Below are 17105 nucleotides of genomic sequence, written 5' to 3'. Positions count from 1 at the left end.
ACATGAGCAGCATGAAGGGCATTGTGGTTCAGGCCCCTGGGGGTGTCGATCAGCTCACGCTGGTGGACTTGCCCAGGCCGGTTCCCGGTCCCTTCGACGTGCTCATTCAGGTCAAGGCGGCCGGTGTAAACCGGCCAGATGTACTTCAGCGCCTTGGCCTGTATCCGCCTCCACCTGGCGCCAACCCGCATTTGGGTTTGGAAGTGGCTGGGCAAGTGGTGGAGACAGGCGAGGGTGTTGATTCAGCATTGAACGGTCAGGCAGTGATGGCCCTGTGCAATGGTGGTGGGTATGCGCAGTATGTGTGCGTGCCCGCCGCGCAATGCATGCCCGTGCCGCGTGGTTTAAGCTTCGCTGAGGCGGCCAGCCTGCCCGAGGTCTACATGACTGTTTGGCAAAACCTGGTGGTCAAAGGCCGGTTGAAAGCGGGTCACTCCGTGTTGGTTCACGGTGGCAGCAGCGGCATTGGTACTGCCGCCATTCAATTGTGCAAGCGGCAGGGTGCCCGGGTGATGGTCACAGTTGGGCAAGATGCAAAAGCCGAAGTTTGTACTCGGTTGGGTGCCAACATGGTGGTGAATTACCGTTCCCGAGATTGGGTAGCCGCCGCTCTGGAATTCACGGGTGGAAGAGGCGTTGATATGGTGCTCGACATGGTGGCGGGTTCCTATCTCGACAGGGATCTGGATTGCCTGGCGGTTGAAGGCAGGATTCTGGTGATTGCCCTGTTGGGTGGCCGTATGGCCGAAATTGACGCGGGTAAGCTGCTGATGAAGCGGGCCCTGTTGACCGGCACCACATTGCGACCAGAGTCTGCCGAGTTCAAGGCCTCGTTGGCCAAGGCTGTTGGTCAAGAATTGCAGGCAGGATTTGCTCAGGGCCATTACCAAACCGTCATTCATTCCGAATTTGATTTGGCCGATGTGGCCCAGGCACACCGCTTGATGGAGTCTGGCGATTTGGTGGGTAAGTTGGTGCTTCGGGTTGCTTGAGCCCGCTGTGCGGGAGTGCCCTTGCAGGGTGTGAAATACGACCATTCAGGAACATTCAAATGAACAAAAGAACAAAATTTGTCGCAGGTAACTGGAAGATGAATGGCAGTTTGGCTGCCAATCAGTCCCTGATTGAGGGTTTTGCTGCAGAGGTGCAACCCGGGGTTGACGTGTCGGTGTTCTGTCCCTTCCCTTACTTGGCCCAGGTGTCCACCTTGGTGAAGGGCACTGGCATTTCATTTGGTTCGCAGGATGTTTCGGCGAAGGCCAGTGGCGCATACACCGGCGAAGTGTCGGTGTCCATGCTGAAAGAGTTTGGGGTGACTCAGGCCCTGGTGGGGCACTCGGAGCGCCGCAGTTACCACGCAGAAAGCAGCGAAATTGTTGCCCTCAAGGCGGTTGCAGCACTGGAAGGTGGCTTGATGCCCATCGTGTGTGTGGGTGAAACACTGGCGGAACGCGAGGCGGGCCAAGTGGAGGCGGTGATCGCGTCGCAACTCGACCCTGTTGTTGAGCATTGTTCGAGGTTTGTCTCTAATGATGCATGGAATTTGGTGATCGCGTACGAGCCGGTTTGGGCCATTGGTACCGGCGTTACAGCCACACCTGAACAAGCCCAGGCGGTGCACGCCATGATTCGTGCCCGACTGAAAGCCATGCTGGGTGAGGCCTTGGCACAAAGCACCCGCATTTTGTATGGCGGCAGTGTGAAGCCCAGCAATGCGGCAGAAATATTTGCAAAAGAAGACATTGATGGAGGCCTAATTGGCGGTGCGGCTTTGTCTTCATCCGATTTCTCTGGAATAATACGCGCCGCGAGAGGTTAATAACGTCATGAGCATTCTTCATTCCATCATCACCGTTGTGCAGGTTTTGGCTGCAGTGGCGGTCATCATTCTGGTTTTGTTGCAGCACGGCAAGGGTGCCGACATGGGCGCTGCTTTTGGTAGCGGCTCCTCTGGAAGCCTCTTCGGCGCTACAGGATCTGCAAACTTCCTCAGTCGGGCCACGGCGGTGTGTGCTACAATCTTTTTGCTTTGCACATTGGGTTTGGCCTTCTTTTCGAGGGCAGGCGCAAGCCACGAATCCGGTGGTGTAATGGAGTCAATTCAGACTGCTCCAGCTGCGGAGGGCACGGCAACCCCTGCAGCGCCGAAGCCAGCTGAACCTGCCACACCAGTGCAGGAAATTCCGAAGTAAAAACAAGCCGACGTGGTGGAATTGGTAGACACGCTATCTTGAGGGGGTAGTGGCCACAGGCTGTGCGAGTTCGAGTCTCGCCGTCGGCACCAGATTAGAACAAAAAAGCCGGTCCTCTGTGTGAACGACCGGCTTTTTTTTGGGTAACACAAACCTGCTTAGGGTTTACACGGGAGCCAACGTGAACTTAGAGTCGTATTTTCCGGTTTTGCTTTTCATTCTGGTTGGCGCAGGCGTGGGCGGTGGTGCCATGCTGGTGGGGCGTCTGCTGGCCCCCCATCGTCCGGACGGACAAAAACTTTCCCCTTACGAATGTGGTTTCGAGGCTTTCGAAGACGCCCGCATGCAATTCGACGTGCGCTACTACCTCGTGGCCATTCTGTTTATTCTGTTCGACCTTGAAATTGCGTTCCTGTTTCCATGGGCTGTGGCCTATCGAGAAATTGGTCCGGTTGGGTTTTGGTCGATGATGATTTTCCTGGGCATTCTGGTGGTCGGTTTCATTTACGAATGGACCCGTGGCGCGCTGGATTGGGAATGAACCTTCAGAGGTGTAGAGATGGGAATTGATGGCGTATTGAACGAAGGGTTTATCACCACCACAGCCGACAAGCTGATCAACTGGGGGCGCACCGGGTCGTTGTGGCCCATGACTTTTGGCCTGGCCTGCTGCGCGGTGGAAATGATGCACGCGGGTGCAAGCCGCTATGACCTGGACCGGTTCGGAATTATTTTTCGTCCCAGCCCACGACAATCCGACCTCATGATTGTGGCCGGCACTTTGTGCAACAAGATGGCCCCGGCCCTGCGCAAGGTGTATGACCAAATGGCCGAACCGCGTTGGGTGCTGTCCATGGGTTCCTGTGCCAATGGCGGTGGTTATTACCACTACAGCTACTCAGTGGTTCGTGGTTGTGATCGCATCGTTCCCGTGGACGTGTATGTGCCAGGCTGCCCACCCACCGCGGAAGCCCTCATGTATGGTCTGCTGCAATTGCAGAACAAGATCAAACAAACCTCCACCATTGCACGCTGAGGAATTTTCAACATGTCCGAAAATCTGTTGCGTTTGCAAACGGCACTTCAAGATGCCTTGGGCGACCGTGTGGTGTCGTCCACCATTGCTTTGGGTGAGCTGAACGTGGTACTCAAAGCCAAAAGTTACCTGGAGGCTTGCACCATCCTGCGGGACCACGAAGCCCTGCAGTTTGAGCAGTTGATCGACCTGTGCGGTCTCGACATGCAGGACTACAAAAACGAGGTCAACGAAGGGCCGCGTTTTTGGGTTGTGTCCCAGTTGCTGTCCGTGTCCAAGAACCTGCGTGTGCGCATCAAGGTGGCTTGTCCCGATGACGAGTTGCCCACGGTGGCGTCTGTCAATGACGTGTGGTCCTCTGCCGGTTGGTATGAGCGTGAAGCGTTCGATTTGTTTGGCATCGTGTTTGAAGGCCACGCCGACTTGCGCCGCATTCTCACCGACTACGGTTTTGTGGGCCATCCGTTCCGAAAGGATTTCCCGCTGTCGGGCCATGTGGAAATGCGCTACGACCCAGAGCTCGGTCGTGTGGTCTATCAACCCGTGAGCATCGAGCCCCGTGAAATTACCCCCCGCATCATTCGCGAACCTCAGTACGGCGGAGCGAAATAACCATGGCTGAAATCAAGAATTACACCCTGAACTTTGGTCCACAGCACCCAGCGGCACACGGTGTGTTGCGTTTGGTGCTCGAGCTGGACGGTGAAGTTGTTCAGCGGGCTGATCCACACATTGGCCTGTTGCACCGGGGTACCGAAAAATTGGCCGAGCACAAAACCTTCATTCAGTCCTTGCCCTACATGGATCGCTTGGACTATGTGTCCATGATGGCCAATGAGCATGCCTACTGCATGGCCATTGAAAAATTGCTGGGCATTGAAGTGCCTGTGCGTGCCCAGTACATCCGCGTCATGTTCGATGAAATCACCCGTGTACTCAATCACCTGCTGTGGATTGGTGCGCACGGTCTGGACGTGGGTGCGATGGCGGTGTTTCTCTACGCTTTCCGTGAGCGCGAAGACCTGATGGACTGCTATGAAGCAGTTTCCGGCGCCCGTTTGCACGCGGCTTACTACCGGCCGGGTGGTGTGTATCGCGATCTGCCAGACCGCATGCCGCAGTACAAGCCGTCCAAGGTTCGCTCTGCAAAAAAGGTCGATGAACTCAACCGCAACCGTCAAGGTTCGCTGCTCGACTTTATCGACGACTTCACGCAGCGTTTTCCCAAATACGTGGACGAATACGAAACACTGCTGACCGACAACCGGATTTGGAAGCAGCGTTTGGTGGGCATCGGCGTGGTCACGCCGGAACGCGCTTTGTCCATGGGTTTCACCGGCCCGATGTTGCGGGGCTCAGGCATTGCATGGGACTTGCGCAAAAAGCAGCCCTACGAAGTGTATGACCGCTTGGACTTTGATATTCCTGTTGGTAAAAACGGTGATTGCTACGACCGTTACTTGGTGCGTGTTGAAGAAATGCGCCAGTCCAACCGAATCATCAAACAGTGTGTGGATTGGTTGCGTGCCAACCCAGGCCCTGTGATGAGCGACAACCACAAGGTAACGCCGCCCAAGCGTTTGGACATGAAGTCCAACATGGAAGAGTTGATTCACCACTTCAAGCTGTTCACGGAAGGCATGCATGTGCCTGAAGGCGAGGCCTATGCTGCGGTGGAGCATCCCAAAGGCGAGTTTGGCATTTACTTGATGGCCGATGGTGCCAACAAGCCGTACCGCCTGAAGATTCGCGCCCCGGGTTTTGCACACCTGCAAGGTTTGGATGAAATGTCGCGCGGCCACATGCTGGCCGACGTGGTGACCATCATTGGTACCCAGGACATCGTGTTCGGTGAAATTGATCGCTAAGGATTTATCCCATCATGAAGTTGAGTGAAAACGCGTGTCGTTTGATCGACAAGGAATTGACCAAATACCCGGCGGATCAAAAGATTTCAGCCGTGATGGCGGGTCTGAGGATTGTGCAAGTGGAACTGGGCTGGTTGCCGGCTGAGGCCATTGAGGCTGTTGCTGATTACTTGGAGATTGCTCCAATTGCAGCCTATGAAGTGGCCACCTTCTACAACATGTACGACACCAAAAAAGTGGGCAAGTACAAGCTGGTGGTGTGCACCAACTTGCCATGCGCATTGTCCGGTGGCACGGATGCTGCCGAGTACCTGAAAAAGAAACTGGGCATTGATTACAACGAGACCACCCCGGATGGTCAATTCACCTTGAAAGAAGGGGAATGCATGGGTGCTTGTGGTGATTCGCCGGTGATGCTGGTCAATAACCACCGCATGTGCAGTTTCATGAGCAATGAGAAAATCGACGCGCTGGTAGAGGAGTTGAAGTCATGACCTGTTTGCACGGACGTCACATCAACCCGGTGATTTTGGCCGGTCTGGATGGCAGCAATTGGGATTTGAAAGGCTACGAAGCCCGTGGCGGTTATAAAGCGCTGCGCAAAATCCTCACCGAAGGCATTTCGCAAGAAGATGTCATTGCCGAAGTGAAAAAATCCGCACTGCGTGGCCGCGGGGGTGCAGGCTTTCCCACCGGTTTGAAGTGGAGCTTCATGCCCCGCCAGTTTCCAGGTCAAAAGTACCTGGCTTGTAATTCTGACGAAGGCGAACCCGGTACATTCAAAGACCGCGACATCCTTCGCTACAACCCACATGCGGTGATTGAGGGCATGGCCATCGCTGCCTATGCCATGGGCATTTCAGTGGGTTACAACTACATTCACGGCGAAATTTGGGAAACCTACGAGCGCTTTGAAGAGGCCCTTGAGCAGGCGCGTGCTGCGGGTTACCTCGGCGACAATATCCTGGGTTCCAATTTCAGCTTCCAGTTGCATGCACATCAAGGTTATGGCGCTTACATCTGTGGTGAAGAAACGGCCTTGATTGAGTCCATCGAAGGCAAAAAAGGCCAGCCTCGCTTCAAGCCGCCGTTCCCGGCGTCGTATGGCATTTACGGCAAGCCGACCACCATCAACAACACCGAAACCTTTGCAGCCGTGCCGTTTATTTTGCAAAACGGTGGCGACTGGTTTCTGGAATTGGGCAAGCCCAACAACGGTGGCACCAAGATCTTCTCGATTTCCGGCGATGTGGAAAAACCCGGCAACTACGAAATTCCGTTGGGTACACCCTTTGCGAAATTGCTGGAGTTGGCTGGTGGCATGAAAGGTGGCCGCAAGATCAAAGCTGTTATTCCTGGCGGTTCATCCATGCCTGTGTTGCCAGGCGATGTCATGATGGCCACCGACATGGACTACGACTCCATTGCCAAAGCGGGTTCCATGTTGGGTTCAGGTGCCGTCATCGTGATGGATGAAACACGCTGCATGGTCAAGAGCCTGTTGCGCCTGTCCTATTTCTACTACGAAGAAAGCTGCGGTCAGTGCACACCGTGTCGGGAAGGCACCGGTTGGCTGTATCGCATCGTGAACCGAATTGAACACGGTGAAGGTCGCCCAGAAGACCTCGACATGCTCAACAGCATTGCGGACAACATTCAAGGTCGCACCATTTGCGCCTTGGGTGACGCAGCCGCCATGCCGGTGCGGGCATTCCTGAAGCATTTCCGTGAAGAATTTGAGCACCACATCACGCACAAGTCCTGCATCGTGCCGGCTTATGTGTAACTCCCTGCGGGACGAAACAAATGGTTGAACTTGAAATTGATGGCGTGAAGGTCGAAGTGGCCGAGGGCAGCATGCTGATGGATGCAGCCCAGAAAGCGGGCAGTTATGTGCCTCACTTCTGTTATCACAAAAAATTGTCGATTGCGGCCAACTGCCGCATGTGCCTGGTGGATGTGGAAAAGGCCCCCAAGCCTTTGCCAGCCTGTGCAACGCCCGTTGCCCCCGGCATGATTGTTCGCACACATTCCGAGAAAGCCGTGAACGCCCAAAAAAGCGTGATGGAATTCTTGCTGATCAACCACCCGTTGGATTGCCCGATTTGCGACCAAGGTGGTGAGTGCCAGCTGCAGGACATCGCGGTGGGTTACGGTGGTGTGTCATCGCGCTACAAGGAAGAAAAGCGCGTGGTGTTCTACAAAGACATCGGCCCCTTGGTGTCGGCTCAGGAAATGAGCCGCTGCATTCACTGCACCCGTTGCGTGCGTTTCGGCCAGGAAATTGCCGGGGTGATGGAGCTGGGCATGGCCAATCGGGGTGAACACTCTGAAATCCTGAGCTTTGTGGGCAACTCGGTGGATTCTGAATTGTCGGGCAACATGATTGATTTGTGCCCTGTGGGCGCATTGACGTCCAAGCCTTTCCGCTACAGCGCACGCACTTGGGAAATGGCGCGTCGCAAGTCGATTGCCGCGCACGACAGCCTGGGTTCCAACGTTGTGGTCCAAGTGAAGGCCGACAAGGTCATGCGGGTTGTTCCGCAAGAGAACGACAGCATCAATGAGTGCTGGATTTCTGACCGGGACCGTTTCAGCTATGAAGGTCTTGACGCAGCTGATCGACTGACTGAACCCATGATCAAGAAAAATGGTCAGTGGGTGAGCACCGATTGGCAAACCGCGCTGAATGCTGTTGCTGAAGGCTTGAAAAAGGCCCGTCGCGAGTCAAGCGACCTGAACAAAATTGGCTTGTTAATCTCCCCCAACGCCACCTTTGAAGAAATGGCCTTGGCCAAAGCACTGATGACCGGTGTAGGGTCCAGCAGCATCGATGCAGGCTTGCGTCATCACGCCAGCTTGAATCTGGACGGAGTCAAGCCCTGGCTGGGCGCCAGCATCAAGGCGGTCGCCGACGCAGATGCCATCGTACTGGTGGGTACAGACCCCCGCAACGATCAACCCTTGTTGACCCAGCGCGTTCGCCAGGCGGCCAAGCAAGGCGCCGCTGTGGTACTGGTCAACGCCGGTGGTTTGGACCCCCTCATGCCCAAGGCACAATGGATTAAAGCTGCGCCATCGCAGTGGTCCGCACAGTTGGGTGCCAGCGCGGTGAGCAAGGCATTGGCCGTTGAAGGCAATAAGTTTGTGCTGATTGGCCAACAAGTGCTGATGAGCGAGCATGCCAACGCGGTGCTGTCCAAGGCTGCAGAGTTGGCAAAGTCCACTGGCGCAACACTGGGCTTTTTGGGCGATGGTGCCAACTGGACGGGCTCGTTTGTGGCCGGTGTTCAGGCGGCAGCGCACAGCGGAAGCGCCGCTCAAACATGGCTGGAGAACAAAGCCAAGGCGGTGATTGTGTTTGGAGCCGAGCCTGATCTGGATTCTGCCGTCGGTCAAAAGACCCTGCGTGGACTGATTGATGCCGAATTTGTGGTGCAGGCTTCTGCCTTTGTTGGCAACGCCAAGCAGTACGCCGATGTGTTGCTGCCGATTTCCCCAGCCACCGAAACATCCGGTACCTTCATCAACATCGAGGGCACCGTACAAACCTTCAAGGCTGCTGTAAAGCCTGCTGGTGAAACCCGCCCAGGTTGGAAAGTGTTGCGTGTCATGGGCAACCTGCTGCAACTGGATGGTTTCGAGTTCAACAGTTCAGAAGAAGTGTTGAAGGCTTTCTTGCCAGCCGCCTTGGGATTGGGCAACGCAGTGCCTGCTCAGCCGGCCACCGACGTGGTGACCGCAGGTCTCGAGCTGGCTGCCTATGTACCCCTATATGACACCGATGCATTGGTTCGCCGCGCTGAATCACTCCGTCAAACCAAAGCGGCCAAACCTGCGCTGGTGCAACTGAATGAGAAAACAGCCTCAGCCCAAGGTTTGAAGGCTGGTGCGACCGTCAAGTTGACCGATGCCAAGGGTGGCTTTGTTCAAGCCGCCGTGGCCATCAACAAACACGTGGCGGACAATACGGTTCTGGTGCCTGTTGGTCGCGCGGAAACACAGGGGCTGCGTGCAGCGTCGGGCTCTGTATCGCTGGAGTCGGTTGCTGTGGAAAGTGAGGTGCAGGCATGAGTTACCCCATCGAATTGATCACCACCACCGGCGCTGAATTGCTGGGGCCAGCCTGGCTTCCGGTGTGGACCTTGATCAAGATTCTTTGCATTACATTGCCCTTGCTCGGTTTGGTGGCTTACCTGACCTATTGGGAACGCAAAATGATTGGCCGCATGCACATCCGCATGGGCCCAAGCCACGTGGGCCCCATGGGCTTGCTGCAGCCCATTGCCGATGCCGTGAAGATGATGTTCAAGGAAATCATCGTTCCCATCAATGCGAACAAGGGCCTGTTCATCATTGCGCCCATCATGACCATCATGCCGGCATTGGCAGCGTGGGCCGTGGTGCCGTTTGGCCCCGAAACTGTGCTGGCCAACGTGAATGCGGGATTGCTGTATTTGATGGCGATTACATCGCTGGAAGTGTATGGCGTGATCATCGCGGGTTGGGCATCCAACTCCAAGTATGCGTTCTTGGCGGCCATGCGCGCATCGGCGCAAATGGTGTCCTATGAGTTGGCCATCGGTTTTGTGTTGGTGACGGTGTTGCTGGTCACTGGCAGCCTGAACATGACCGACATTGTGATGAGCCAAACCCGCGGCCAATTTGCAGATGCTGGCCTGAATTTCCTCTCGTGGAACTGGTTGCCGTTGCTGCCTCTGTTTGTCATCTACCTGGTGTCGGGTGTGGCTGAAACCAACCGCCACCCCTTTGACGTGGTGGAAGGTGAATCCGAAATCGTGGCGGGCCACATGGTGGAATATTCCGGCATGACGTTTGCCATCTTCTTCCTGGCCGAATACGCCAACATGATCCTGATTTCTGCCTTGGCAGCCATCATGTTCTTCGGCGGATGGTCTTCGCCAGTGGAGTACGCGCCATTCACGCTGATTCCTGGCTGGATCTGGTTGGGACTGAAAACCTTCCTGCTGGTGTCCATGTTCATCTGGTTCCGGGCGTCCTTCCCGCGTTACCGCTATGACCAAATCATGCGCTTGGGTTGGAAGGTGTTCATTCCACTGACCCTGGTTTGGTTGGTGGTGGTTGCCGCATGGATGCAAACCCCCTTGAACATCTGGAAATAATCGAGACGCACTATGTTTCAAGTGATCAAAGAATTCCTGAACAGCTTGCTGCTGCGTGAAATGCTGAAGGGCATGGGTTTGACCATGAGCTACATGTTCACCACGCCCATCACCATTCTGTACCCCATGGAAAAAACGCCGATGTCGCCGCGTTTTCGTGGCTTGCATGCCTTGCGTCGTTATGCCAACGGCGAAGAACGTTGCATCGCCTGCAAGCTCTGTGAGGCGGTGTGCCCAGCCATGGCCATCACAATCGAGTCCGAGCAGCGTGCGGATGGTTCACGCCGCACAACCCGGTATGACATCGACCTGACCAAATGCATTTTCTGCGGGTTTTGCGAAGAGTCCTGTCCTGTGGACTCAATCGTGGAGACACACATTCACGAGTACCACGGTGAAAAGCGGGGCGACCTGTATTTCACCAAGGAAATGCTCTTGGCCGTGGGTGATCGGTATGAGGCTGAAATTGCCGCAAACCGCGAAGCTGATGCGGCTTACCGATGAATTCAATTTACTGAGCTAGACCCCAACTCATGAATGCAATGACTGGTTTTTTCTATGTGTTTGCGGCCATTCTGGTGTTTGCCGCGGTGAGAGTGATCACCGCCAAGAACCCCGTGCACGCAGCCTTGTTCCTCGTCTTGGCTTTCTTCTCGGCATCGGCACTGTGGATGTTGCTGGAGGCTGAGTTTCTCGCCATTTCGCTGGTGCTGGTGTATGTCGGCGCCGTGATGGTGCTGTTCCTCTTCGTGGTGATGATGGTTGATCTGAACCTCGACAAAATCCGTGCGGGCTTTTGGAAGAACTTGCCAGTGGCCACCATTGTCGGCTCGCTGATTGCCTTCCAGATGTCAGTGGTGCTCATGCGCGGGTTCTGGGACCCCAACGCCGAAGCCCCCAAGCAGGCTGCCAACAACACAGGCGCACTGGGCAAACTGCTGTACACCGAATACCTGTACCCGTTTGAAGTGGCTGCACTCATTTTGCTGGTGGCCATGGTGGCAGCCATTGCGCTCACCTTGCGCAAACGCAAAGACACCAAGAGCCAAAACCCGTCCGAGCAGGTTCGCGTTAAGGCGGCAGACCGCGTGAAGCTGGTGAGCATGCCGGCCGACCTGGACCGCAAGCAGACGAAGTCTGGACAATAAGGCAGGACAACAACCATGATTTCACTTGCACATTACCTGGTACTGGGCGCCATTCTGTTTTCGATCAGCGTCATTGGCATCTTCCTGAACCGTCGCAACCTCATCGTGTTGCTGATGGCCATTGAATTGATGCTTTTGGCCGTGAACATGAACTTCGTTGCGTTCTCTCACTATCTGGGCGACCTGTCCGGCCAGTTGTTCGTTTTCTTTATCCTCACTGTGGCTGCTGCTGAATCTGCCATTGGCTTGGCAATTCTGGTGGTGCTGTTCCGTAACATGAACTCTATCAACGTCGAAGACCTCGACCAGCTGAAGGGGTAAGCGCGAATGAATCCCTTGTATTTGATCGTTCCGTTTGCACCACTGCTGGGCTCATTGCTTGCAGGCCTGTTTGGCAAACAGATTGGCCGGCGTGGCGCCCACACCGTAACCATTCTCGGCGTGGCTGTGGCGCTGTTTGCGTCCATCCTGGTGTTCAAGGATGTGATGGCAGGTAACACCTTCAACGGCACCCTGTACCAATGGGCTGTGGTTGGAAAGTTGACCTTTGAAGTCGGATTTCTGATTGACTCGCTGACTGCCACCATGATGCTGGTGGTGACCAGTGTTTCCCTGATGGTGCACATTTACACCATTGGTTACATGGAAGAGGACCCCGGTTACCAGCGCTTCTTCTCATACATTTCCCTGTTCACCTTCTCGATGTTGATGCTGGTGATGAGCAACAACTTCCTGCAGTTGTTCTTCGGCTGGGAAGCGGTGGGCTTGGTGTCTTATCTGCTGATTGGTTTTTGGTTCAAAAAGCCAACCGCCATCTATGCCAACCTGAAGGCATTTTTGGTGAACCGTGTGGGGGACTTCGGTTTCATTCTGGGCATTGGCTTGGTAATGGCCTATGCCGGCTCCATGAACTATGCCGAGGTGTTTGCCAAGGCCAATGAATTGGTCCCGCTCACATTCCCGGGCACCGACTGGCCGTTGTTGGCTGTGGCCTGTATCTGCCTGTTCATTGGTGCCATGGGTAAATCAGCACAGTTCCCGCTGCATGTGTGGTTGCCCGATTCCATGGAAGGCCCAACGCCCATTTCCGCGCTGATTCACGCAGCAACCATGGTGACCGCTGGTATTTTCATGGTCAGCCGCATGTCACCGCTGTTTGAGCTGTCCGACATCGCACTGAACTTCATTTTGGTGATTGGTTCGATCACAGCACTGTTCATGGGATTTCTGGGCATCATTCAGAACGACATCAAGCGGGTGGTTGCTTACTCAACCCTGTCCCAGCTGGGTTACATGACCGTCGCCTTGGGCGTGTCCGCGTATCCCGTGGCCATCTTCCACCTGATGACGCACGCGTTCTTCAAGGCGCTGTTGTTCCTGGGTGCAGGTTCGGTCATCATCGGTATGCACCATGATCAGGACATCCGTCACATGGGCGGCTTGTGGAAACACATGCCCATCACCTGGATCACCTCCTTGCTGGGCTCATTGGCCTTGATCGGTACGCCGTTCTTTGCCGGTTTCTACTCCAAGGACAGCATCATTGAGGCGGTGCACTTCAGTCATTTGCCAGCGGCGGGTTTTGCCTCTTTTGCAGTGACTGCGGGTGTATTCATCACCGCCTTCTACAGCTTCCGGATGTATTTCCTGGTGTTCCATGGCAAAGAACGTTTCCATGACATTCAGCACGATGACCATGGCCACGACGATGGCCATGGCCACCACGGTCCCGTGCAGCCCCATGAGTCCCCTTGGGTGGTGACACTGCCACTGGTGCTGCTGGCCATTCCATCGGTGTTGATTGGTTACATCGCGATTGAGCCGCTGTTGTACGGCACATACTTCAAAGATGTGATCACCGTACTGCCCAACCACGAGGCCATGGCCACGCTGGCCGAAGAATTCCACGGCGCCGCTGCCATGGGTATGCATGCCTTCCACACATTGCCGTTCTATCTGGCATTGGCGGGTGTGGTGTCTGCAGCGGTGTGCTACCTGTGGGTTCCAGCCATTCCGGCCGCGTTCTACAAGGCGTTCAAGTCCATCCACACACTGCTCGAGAACAAGTACTACATGGACAAGTTCAACGAGGTGGTGTTTGCCGGTGGTGCGCGTGGCTTGGGCCAAACGCTGTGGACGGTGGGTGACCGCACCCTGATCGACGGTTTGATGGTGAACGGCACCGCACGTCTGGTTGGGCTGGTCTCTGGTGTGGTTCGTTACGCACAGAGCGGTTACATCTACCACTATGCGTTTGCGATGATTCTCGGCGTTCTCGCCATGATCATCACATTCATCAGTTTGAATTCATGAGGGCAGGGCGCAGGTCCTACTAATTGGAAATTATCCATGTACAACAACATTCCTCTACTTAGCTTGGCCATCTGGATGCCGATTGTGTTCGGCGTGCTGATCATGGCCTTGGGCAATGACAAGAATGCGGGTTCCGTGCGGGGGTTTGCCCTGCTGGGTTCAGTCCTCAGTTTTTTGGTGACCATTCCGCTGGTGACTGGTTTCGACACCACCACAGCCAAACTGCAGTTTGTCGAAAAGCTCGACTGGATTCCCGCATTTGGCGCGAGCTACGGTCTCGGTGTGGACGGCTTGTCCGTTTGGTTCGTGTTGCTGACCGCGCTGATCACGGTGTTTGTGGTGGTTGCGGCGTGGGAAGTGATCACCGAGAAGGTGGCGCAATACATGGCCGCTTTCCTGATCCTTTCTGGCTTGATGATCGGTGTGTTCAGTGCGACCGATGGCCTGCTGTTCTACGTGTTCTTCGAAGCCACCTTGATTCCGATGTACATCATTGTGGGCATTTGGGGTGGTCCAAACCGTATTTACGCGGCTTTCAAGTTCTTCCTGTACACCTTGCTGGGCTCGCTGCTCACCTTGGTTGCCATCATTTACCTGCAGTCCAAATCGGGCACCTTTGAGATCGCGGCCTGGCACAAGCTGCCATTGAACATGACAGAGCAGGTCCTGATTTTCCTGGCCTTCCTGATGGCGTTCGCGGTGAAGGTACCCATGTGGCCTGTTCACACCTGGTTGCCGGATGCCCACGTTGAAGCGCCCACGGGGGGTTCTGTGGTGCTGGCGGCCATCATGTTGAAGCTGGGTGCATATGGTTTCCTGCGGTTCTCCCTGCCGATTGCGCCGGATGCCAGCCATCACTTGGCCGGTTTCATGATCACACTTTCCCTGATTGCGGTGGTGTACATCGGCGTGGTGGCGCTGGTTCAGAAGGACATGAAAAAGCTGGTGGCGTATTCATCCATCGCACACATGGGTTTCGTGACCCTGGGTTTCTTCATGTTCCAAGACCTGGCCATGCAGGGTGCCATCATCCAGATGATCTCTCACGGTTTTGTGTCCGGTGCCATGTTCCTGTGTATCGGCGTGTTGTATGACCGCGTTCACAGCCGCGAAATTGCTGCGTACGGTGGTGTGGTGAATACCATGCCCAAGTTTGCTGCGCTGTTCCTGCTGTTTGCCATGGCCAACTCGGGTTTGCCCGCCACCAGCGGGTTCGTGGGCGAGTTTTTGGTCATTCTGGGCGCGGTCAAATTCAATTTCTGGATTGGTCTGCTGGCAGCCACCACCCTGATTTTTGGTGCAGCTTACTCCCTGTGGATGTACAAACGCGTGGTGTTTGGCGATGTGGCCAACGACGATGTCAAAGACCTTCAAGATGTGAACACCCGCGAATTGTTGATGTTGGGTGCCATGGCGGTCTTGGTGTTGGCCATGGGCCTGTATCCAAAACCTTTCACTGATGTACTGCAGGTGTCGGTTGATGCCCTGTTGCAGCACGTTGCTCAGTCCAAGCTTTAATCGAGGATCGTTCGTGGATCAGATGAATCTCTCCCTAGCCCTTCCTGAAATCGCCCTGGCGGTTTTCGTGTGCGCGTTCATGATTGTGGACAGCGTGACCAAGGGCCGCATTCTTCCCGCCTTGCACAACGGTGTGGTTCTTTTCCTCTTGGCCTTGGGCGCCTATTGTTTGGCCAATGTGCCGGCAGTTGGCACGCAATTGGCGTTCCACAACATGTACATCCAGGATGGGATGGGGATGGCCCTGAAAGGTTTTTCTGCCTTTGCAGTGGCATTCACCTTGATTGTGGGCTCCAGCTATGCCAAAGACCGTGACATGTTCAAGGGCGAGTTGCACGCCTTGGTGATGTTCACCTTGTTGGGCCAGATGATCATGATCTCGGCCAACAACCTGTTGTTGATTTACCTGGGTGTCGAACTGCTGTCGCTGAGCTTGTACGCCGCAGTGGCCATGCACCGCGACAGTGTGAAAGCCACCGAAGCCGCCATGAAGTATTTCGTGCTGGGTGCCTTGGCCTCTGGTTTCCTGCTGTATGGCATGTCGATGATTTACGGTGCCACCGGCTCCCTGAACCATGCGGATATTGCATTCGCCAGTGCAGGCGCAGGTTCCAAATCAATCATCTTTGTGTTCGGTCTGGTGTTTTTGGTGGCTGGCCTGGCCTTCAAACTGGGCGTGGTTCCGTTTCACATGTGGGTGCCTGACGTTTATCAGGGATCTCCTTCCATCACCACGTTGCTCATCAGCGGTGCGCCCAAATTGGCTGCGTTTGCCATGATGATGCGTTTGCTGGTGGACGGTTTGTACACCAAAGCCATGGATTGGCAGCAAATGTTGATGGTGTTGGCGGTGCTGTCCCTGGCCATTGGCAACCTGACTGCCATTGCACAAACCAGCTTGAAGCGCATGTTGGCTTACTCCACCATTGCGCAAATGGGTTTCATGCTGTTGGGCATGTTGTCTGGCGTGATTGCGGGCAACCCCGCCAACTCCACAGCCGCTTATTCAGCTGCCATGTTCTATTCCATCACCTATGTGCTCACCACGCTGGGTACCTTTGGCGTGATCATGGTGATGTCCCGCAAGGGCATTGAGGTTGAAAACATCGCTGACCTGAAGGGTTTGAACAAGCGTTCGCCCTGGTTGGCTTTGGTGATGCTGTTGCTGATGTTCTCGCTGGCGGGTATTCCGCCCATGGTGGGTTTTGCTGCCAAGTTGGCTGTGTTGAAAGCCTTGCTGGCCACCGGACAGATTTGGCTGACGGTGTACGCGGTGATGTTCAGCCTGGTGGGTGCTTTCTATTACATCCGCGTGGTCAAGACCATGTATTTCGAAGCACCTGCGGATGACACAGACATCGCCATTGCGGCCGATGCCCGCACCGTATTGGGGTTGAATGGCCTGGCTGTGATTGTGTTGGGGCTGTTGCCAGCACCCTTGATGGCCTATTGTGCTCAACTGATTCAGCAGTCACTGGCTGGTTGAATTTCACAGGACCCCCACCAGCGTGTCTCAAACAGTAGGGCATTGGTTGTTGTTCGGTTTGGCCATCTTGATGGCCAACCTGCCGTTCGTGAGCAATCGGCTGATGGGACTTGTCAAACTTCAGCACAAGTCGGGTTGGACGCGGGTTGTTGAAGTGCTGGCGGGTTATCTTCTGGTGGGCCTGATCGGGTTTGGTATCGAGGCGACCGTGAGCCAGATCACACCGCAGCGTTGGGAGTTTTATGCGCTCACCGCTTGTTTGTTTTTGGTGTTGGGTTTTCCAGGTTTTGTCTACCGCTTTCTGTGGCGGGGTACCGAACGCTGAATTTGTCTGTTAACGACACAAAAAAGCCCCGGTGTTTCCACCGGGGCTTTTTTGTTGCAGGCTCACAAAGTGAGC

The 17105-nt window shown here is 55.1% G+C and carries 18 protein-coding genes and 1 tRNA gene; all 19 read left to right on the top strand.

Annotation, left to right across the window (positions count from 1 at the left end):
* Window positions 1-2 precede the first annotated feature (2 nt).
* The gene (locus VGE55_RS09800) at window positions 3-992 is read left to right on the top strand and encodes an NAD(P)H-quinone oxidoreductase (protein ID WP_331131500.1); all 990 of its coding nucleotides are present in this window, start codon (window positions 3-5) and stop codon (window positions 990-992) included.
* A gap of 59 nt (window positions 993-1051) precedes the next feature.
* Window positions 1052-1819: a triose-phosphate isomerase gene (gene tpiA / locus VGE55_RS09795; RefSeq protein ID WP_331131499.1), complete on the top strand. Its 768-nt coding sequence runs from the start codon at window positions 1052-1054 to the stop codon at window positions 1817-1819.
* A 7-nt stretch (window positions 1820-1826) separates the two neighbouring features.
* Complete coding sequence (gene secG / locus VGE55_RS09790; RefSeq protein WP_331131498.1) at window positions 1827-2192, top strand: preprotein translocase subunit SecG; 366 nt, start codon at window positions 1827-1829, stop codon at window positions 2190-2192.
* 6 nt (window positions 2193-2198) lie between these two features.
* Window positions 2199-2284: transfer RNA gene (locus VGE55_RS09785), tRNA-Leu, on the top strand.
* An 89-nt stretch (window positions 2285-2373) separates the two neighbouring features.
* Complete coding sequence (locus VGE55_RS09780) at window positions 2374-2733, top strand: NADH-quinone oxidoreductase subunit A (protein ID WP_256765191.1); 360 nt, start codon at window positions 2374-2376, stop codon at window positions 2731-2733.
* A gap of 18 nt (window positions 2734-2751) precedes the next feature.
* Complete coding sequence (locus VGE55_RS09775; RefSeq protein ID WP_256765029.1) at window positions 2752-3228, top strand: NuoB/complex I 20 kDa subunit family protein; 477 nt, start codon at window positions 2752-2754, stop codon at window positions 3226-3228.
* A 12-nt stretch (window positions 3229-3240) separates the two neighbouring features.
* Entirely contained in the window at window positions 3241-3840 is a 600-nt protein-coding gene (locus tag VGE55_RS09770; protein ID WP_331131497.1) for an NADH-quinone oxidoreductase subunit C, read from the top strand.
* A gap of 2 nt (window positions 3841-3842) precedes the next feature.
* Window positions 3843-5096, top strand: a complete 1254-nt coding sequence (locus VGE55_RS09765; RefSeq protein WP_331131496.1) for an NADH-quinone oxidoreductase subunit D — start codon at window positions 3843-3845, stop codon at window positions 5094-5096.
* A 14-nt stretch (window positions 5097-5110) separates the two neighbouring features.
* Window positions 5111-5590: an NADH-quinone oxidoreductase subunit NuoE gene (nuoE, locus tag VGE55_RS09760; RefSeq protein ID WP_256765026.1), complete on the top strand. Its 480-nt coding sequence runs from the start codon at window positions 5111-5113 to the stop codon at window positions 5588-5590.
* Complete coding sequence (nuoF, locus tag VGE55_RS09755) at window positions 5587-6882, top strand: NADH-quinone oxidoreductase subunit NuoF (RefSeq protein WP_331131495.1); 1296 nt, start codon at window positions 5587-5589, stop codon at window positions 6880-6882. Before nuoE ends, nuoF begins: the two co-directional genes overlap by 4 nt.
* Before the next feature lie 20 nt (window positions 6883-6902).
* Window positions 6903-9170 carry an NADH-quinone oxidoreductase subunit NuoG gene (gene nuoG, locus VGE55_RS09750; protein WP_331131494.1) on the top strand — a complete coding sequence of 756 codons (2268 nt, stop codon included), beginning with the start codon at window positions 6903-6905 and terminating at the stop codon, window positions 9168-9170.
* Window positions 9167-10240 (top strand): NADH-quinone oxidoreductase subunit NuoH, encoded by a 1074-nt coding sequence (gene nuoH / locus VGE55_RS09745; protein WP_331131493.1) that lies wholly within the window; start codon window positions 9167-9169, stop codon window positions 10238-10240. The genes nuoG and nuoH overlap by 4 nt, the downstream gene beginning before the upstream one ends.
* A gap of 12 nt (window positions 10241-10252) precedes the next feature.
* A complete protein-coding gene (nuoI, locus tag VGE55_RS09740; protein ID WP_256765022.1) occupies window positions 10253-10744 on the top strand; it encodes an NADH-quinone oxidoreductase subunit NuoI in 492 nt (163 codons plus the stop codon).
* A 29-nt stretch (window positions 10745-10773) separates the two neighbouring features.
* The gene (locus VGE55_RS09735) at window positions 10774-11388 is read left to right on the top strand and encodes an NADH-quinone oxidoreductase subunit J (protein ID WP_331131492.1); all 615 of its coding nucleotides are present in this window, start codon (window positions 10774-10776) and stop codon (window positions 11386-11388) included.
* 15 nt (window positions 11389-11403) lie between these two features.
* The gene (gene nuoK, locus VGE55_RS09730) at window positions 11404-11709 is read left to right on the top strand and encodes an NADH-quinone oxidoreductase subunit NuoK (RefSeq protein WP_256765020.1); all 306 of its coding nucleotides are present in this window, start codon (window positions 11404-11406) and stop codon (window positions 11707-11709) included.
* A 6-nt stretch (window positions 11710-11715) separates the two neighbouring features.
* On the top strand, window positions 11716-13701 hold the full coding sequence (gene nuoL, locus VGE55_RS09725; RefSeq protein ID WP_331131491.1) for an NADH-quinone oxidoreductase subunit L: 1986 nt from the start codon (window positions 11716-11718) through the stop codon (window positions 13699-13701).
* 36 nt (window positions 13702-13737) lie between these two features.
* Window positions 13738-15219 (top strand): NADH-quinone oxidoreductase subunit M, encoded by a 1482-nt coding sequence (locus tag VGE55_RS09720; RefSeq protein WP_331131490.1) that lies wholly within the window; start codon window positions 13738-13740, stop codon window positions 15217-15219.
* A 22-nt stretch (window positions 15220-15241) separates the two neighbouring features.
* Window positions 15242-16705 carry an NADH-quinone oxidoreductase subunit NuoN gene (nuoN, locus tag VGE55_RS09715; RefSeq protein ID WP_331131656.1) on the top strand — a complete coding sequence of 488 codons (1464 nt, stop codon included), beginning with the start codon at window positions 15242-15244 and terminating at the stop codon, window positions 16703-16705.
* 22 nt (window positions 16706-16727) lie between these two features.
* A complete protein-coding gene (locus tag VGE55_RS09710) occupies window positions 16728-17030 on the top strand; it encodes a DUF2818 family protein (RefSeq protein ID WP_331131489.1) in 303 nt (100 codons plus the stop codon).
* The last annotated feature ends 75 nt before the right edge of the window (window positions 17031-17105 follow it).

The sequence above is a fragment of the Limnobacter sp. genome (assembly GCF_036405155.1).
Lineage (GTDB): Bacteria > Pseudomonadota > Gammaproteobacteria > Burkholderiales > Burkholderiaceae_B > Limnobacter.
The sequence above is the reverse complement of the archived record's forward strand: the minus strand, read 5'-3'. Positions and strand labels throughout refer to the sequence as shown.

What these genes read in the sequence shown, in the direction of transcription:
- nuoE (WP_256765026.1), top strand. Translation starts at nt 5,111, where the DNA reads ATGAAGTTGAGTGAAAACGCGTGTCGTTTGATCGACAAGGAATTGACC.
- VGE55_RS09735 (WP_331131492.1), top strand. Translation starts at nt 10,774, where the DNA reads ATGAATGCAATGACTGGTTTTTTCTATGTGTTTGCGGCCATTCTGGTG.
- secG (WP_331131498.1), top strand. Translation starts at nt 1,827, where the DNA reads ATGAGCATTCTTCATTCCATCATCACCGTTGTGCAGGTTTTGGCTGCA.
- nuoH (WP_331131493.1), top strand. Translation starts at nt 9,167, where the DNA reads ATGAGTTACCCCATCGAATTGATCACCACCACCGGCGCTGAATTGCTG.
- nuoI (WP_256765022.1), top strand. Translation starts at nt 10,253, where the DNA reads ATGTTTCAAGTGATCAAAGAATTCCTGAACAGCTTGCTGCTGCGTGAA.
- nuoG (WP_331131494.1), top strand. Translation starts at nt 6,903, where the DNA reads ATGGTTGAACTTGAAATTGATGGCGTGAAGGTCGAAGTGGCCGAGGGC.
- nuoK (WP_256765020.1), top strand. Translation starts at nt 11,404, where the DNA reads ATGATTTCACTTGCACATTACCTGGTACTGGGCGCCATTCTGTTTTCG.
- nuoF (WP_331131495.1), top strand. Translation starts at nt 5,587, where the DNA reads ATGACCTGTTTGCACGGACGTCACATCAACCCGGTGATTTTGGCCGGT.
- nuoL (WP_331131491.1), top strand. Translation starts at nt 11,716, where the DNA reads ATGAATCCCTTGTATTTGATCGTTCCGTTTGCACCACTGCTGGGCTCA.
- VGE55_RS09765 (WP_331131496.1), top strand. Translation starts at nt 3,843, where the DNA reads ATGGCTGAAATCAAGAATTACACCCTGAACTTTGGTCCACAGCACCCA.
- VGE55_RS09720 (WP_331131490.1), top strand. Translation starts at nt 13,738, where the DNA reads ATGTACAACAACATTCCTCTACTTAGCTTGGCCATCTGGATGCCGATT.
- tpiA (WP_331131499.1), top strand. Translation starts at nt 1,052, where the DNA reads ATGAACAAAAGAACAAAATTTGTCGCAGGTAACTGGAAGATGAATGGC.
- VGE55_RS09800 (WP_331131500.1), top strand. Translation starts at nt 3, where the DNA reads ATGAGCAGCATGAAGGGCATTGTGGTTCAGGCCCCTGGGGGTGTCGAT.
- nuoN (WP_331131656.1), top strand. Translation starts at nt 15,242, where the DNA reads ATGAATCTCTCCCTAGCCCTTCCTGAAATCGCCCTGGCGGTTTTCGTG.
- VGE55_RS09770 (WP_331131497.1), top strand. Translation starts at nt 3,241, where the DNA reads ATGTCCGAAAATCTGTTGCGTTTGCAAACGGCACTTCAAGATGCCTTG.
- VGE55_RS09775 (WP_256765029.1), top strand. Translation starts at nt 2,752, where the DNA reads ATGGGAATTGATGGCGTATTGAACGAAGGGTTTATCACCACCACAGCC.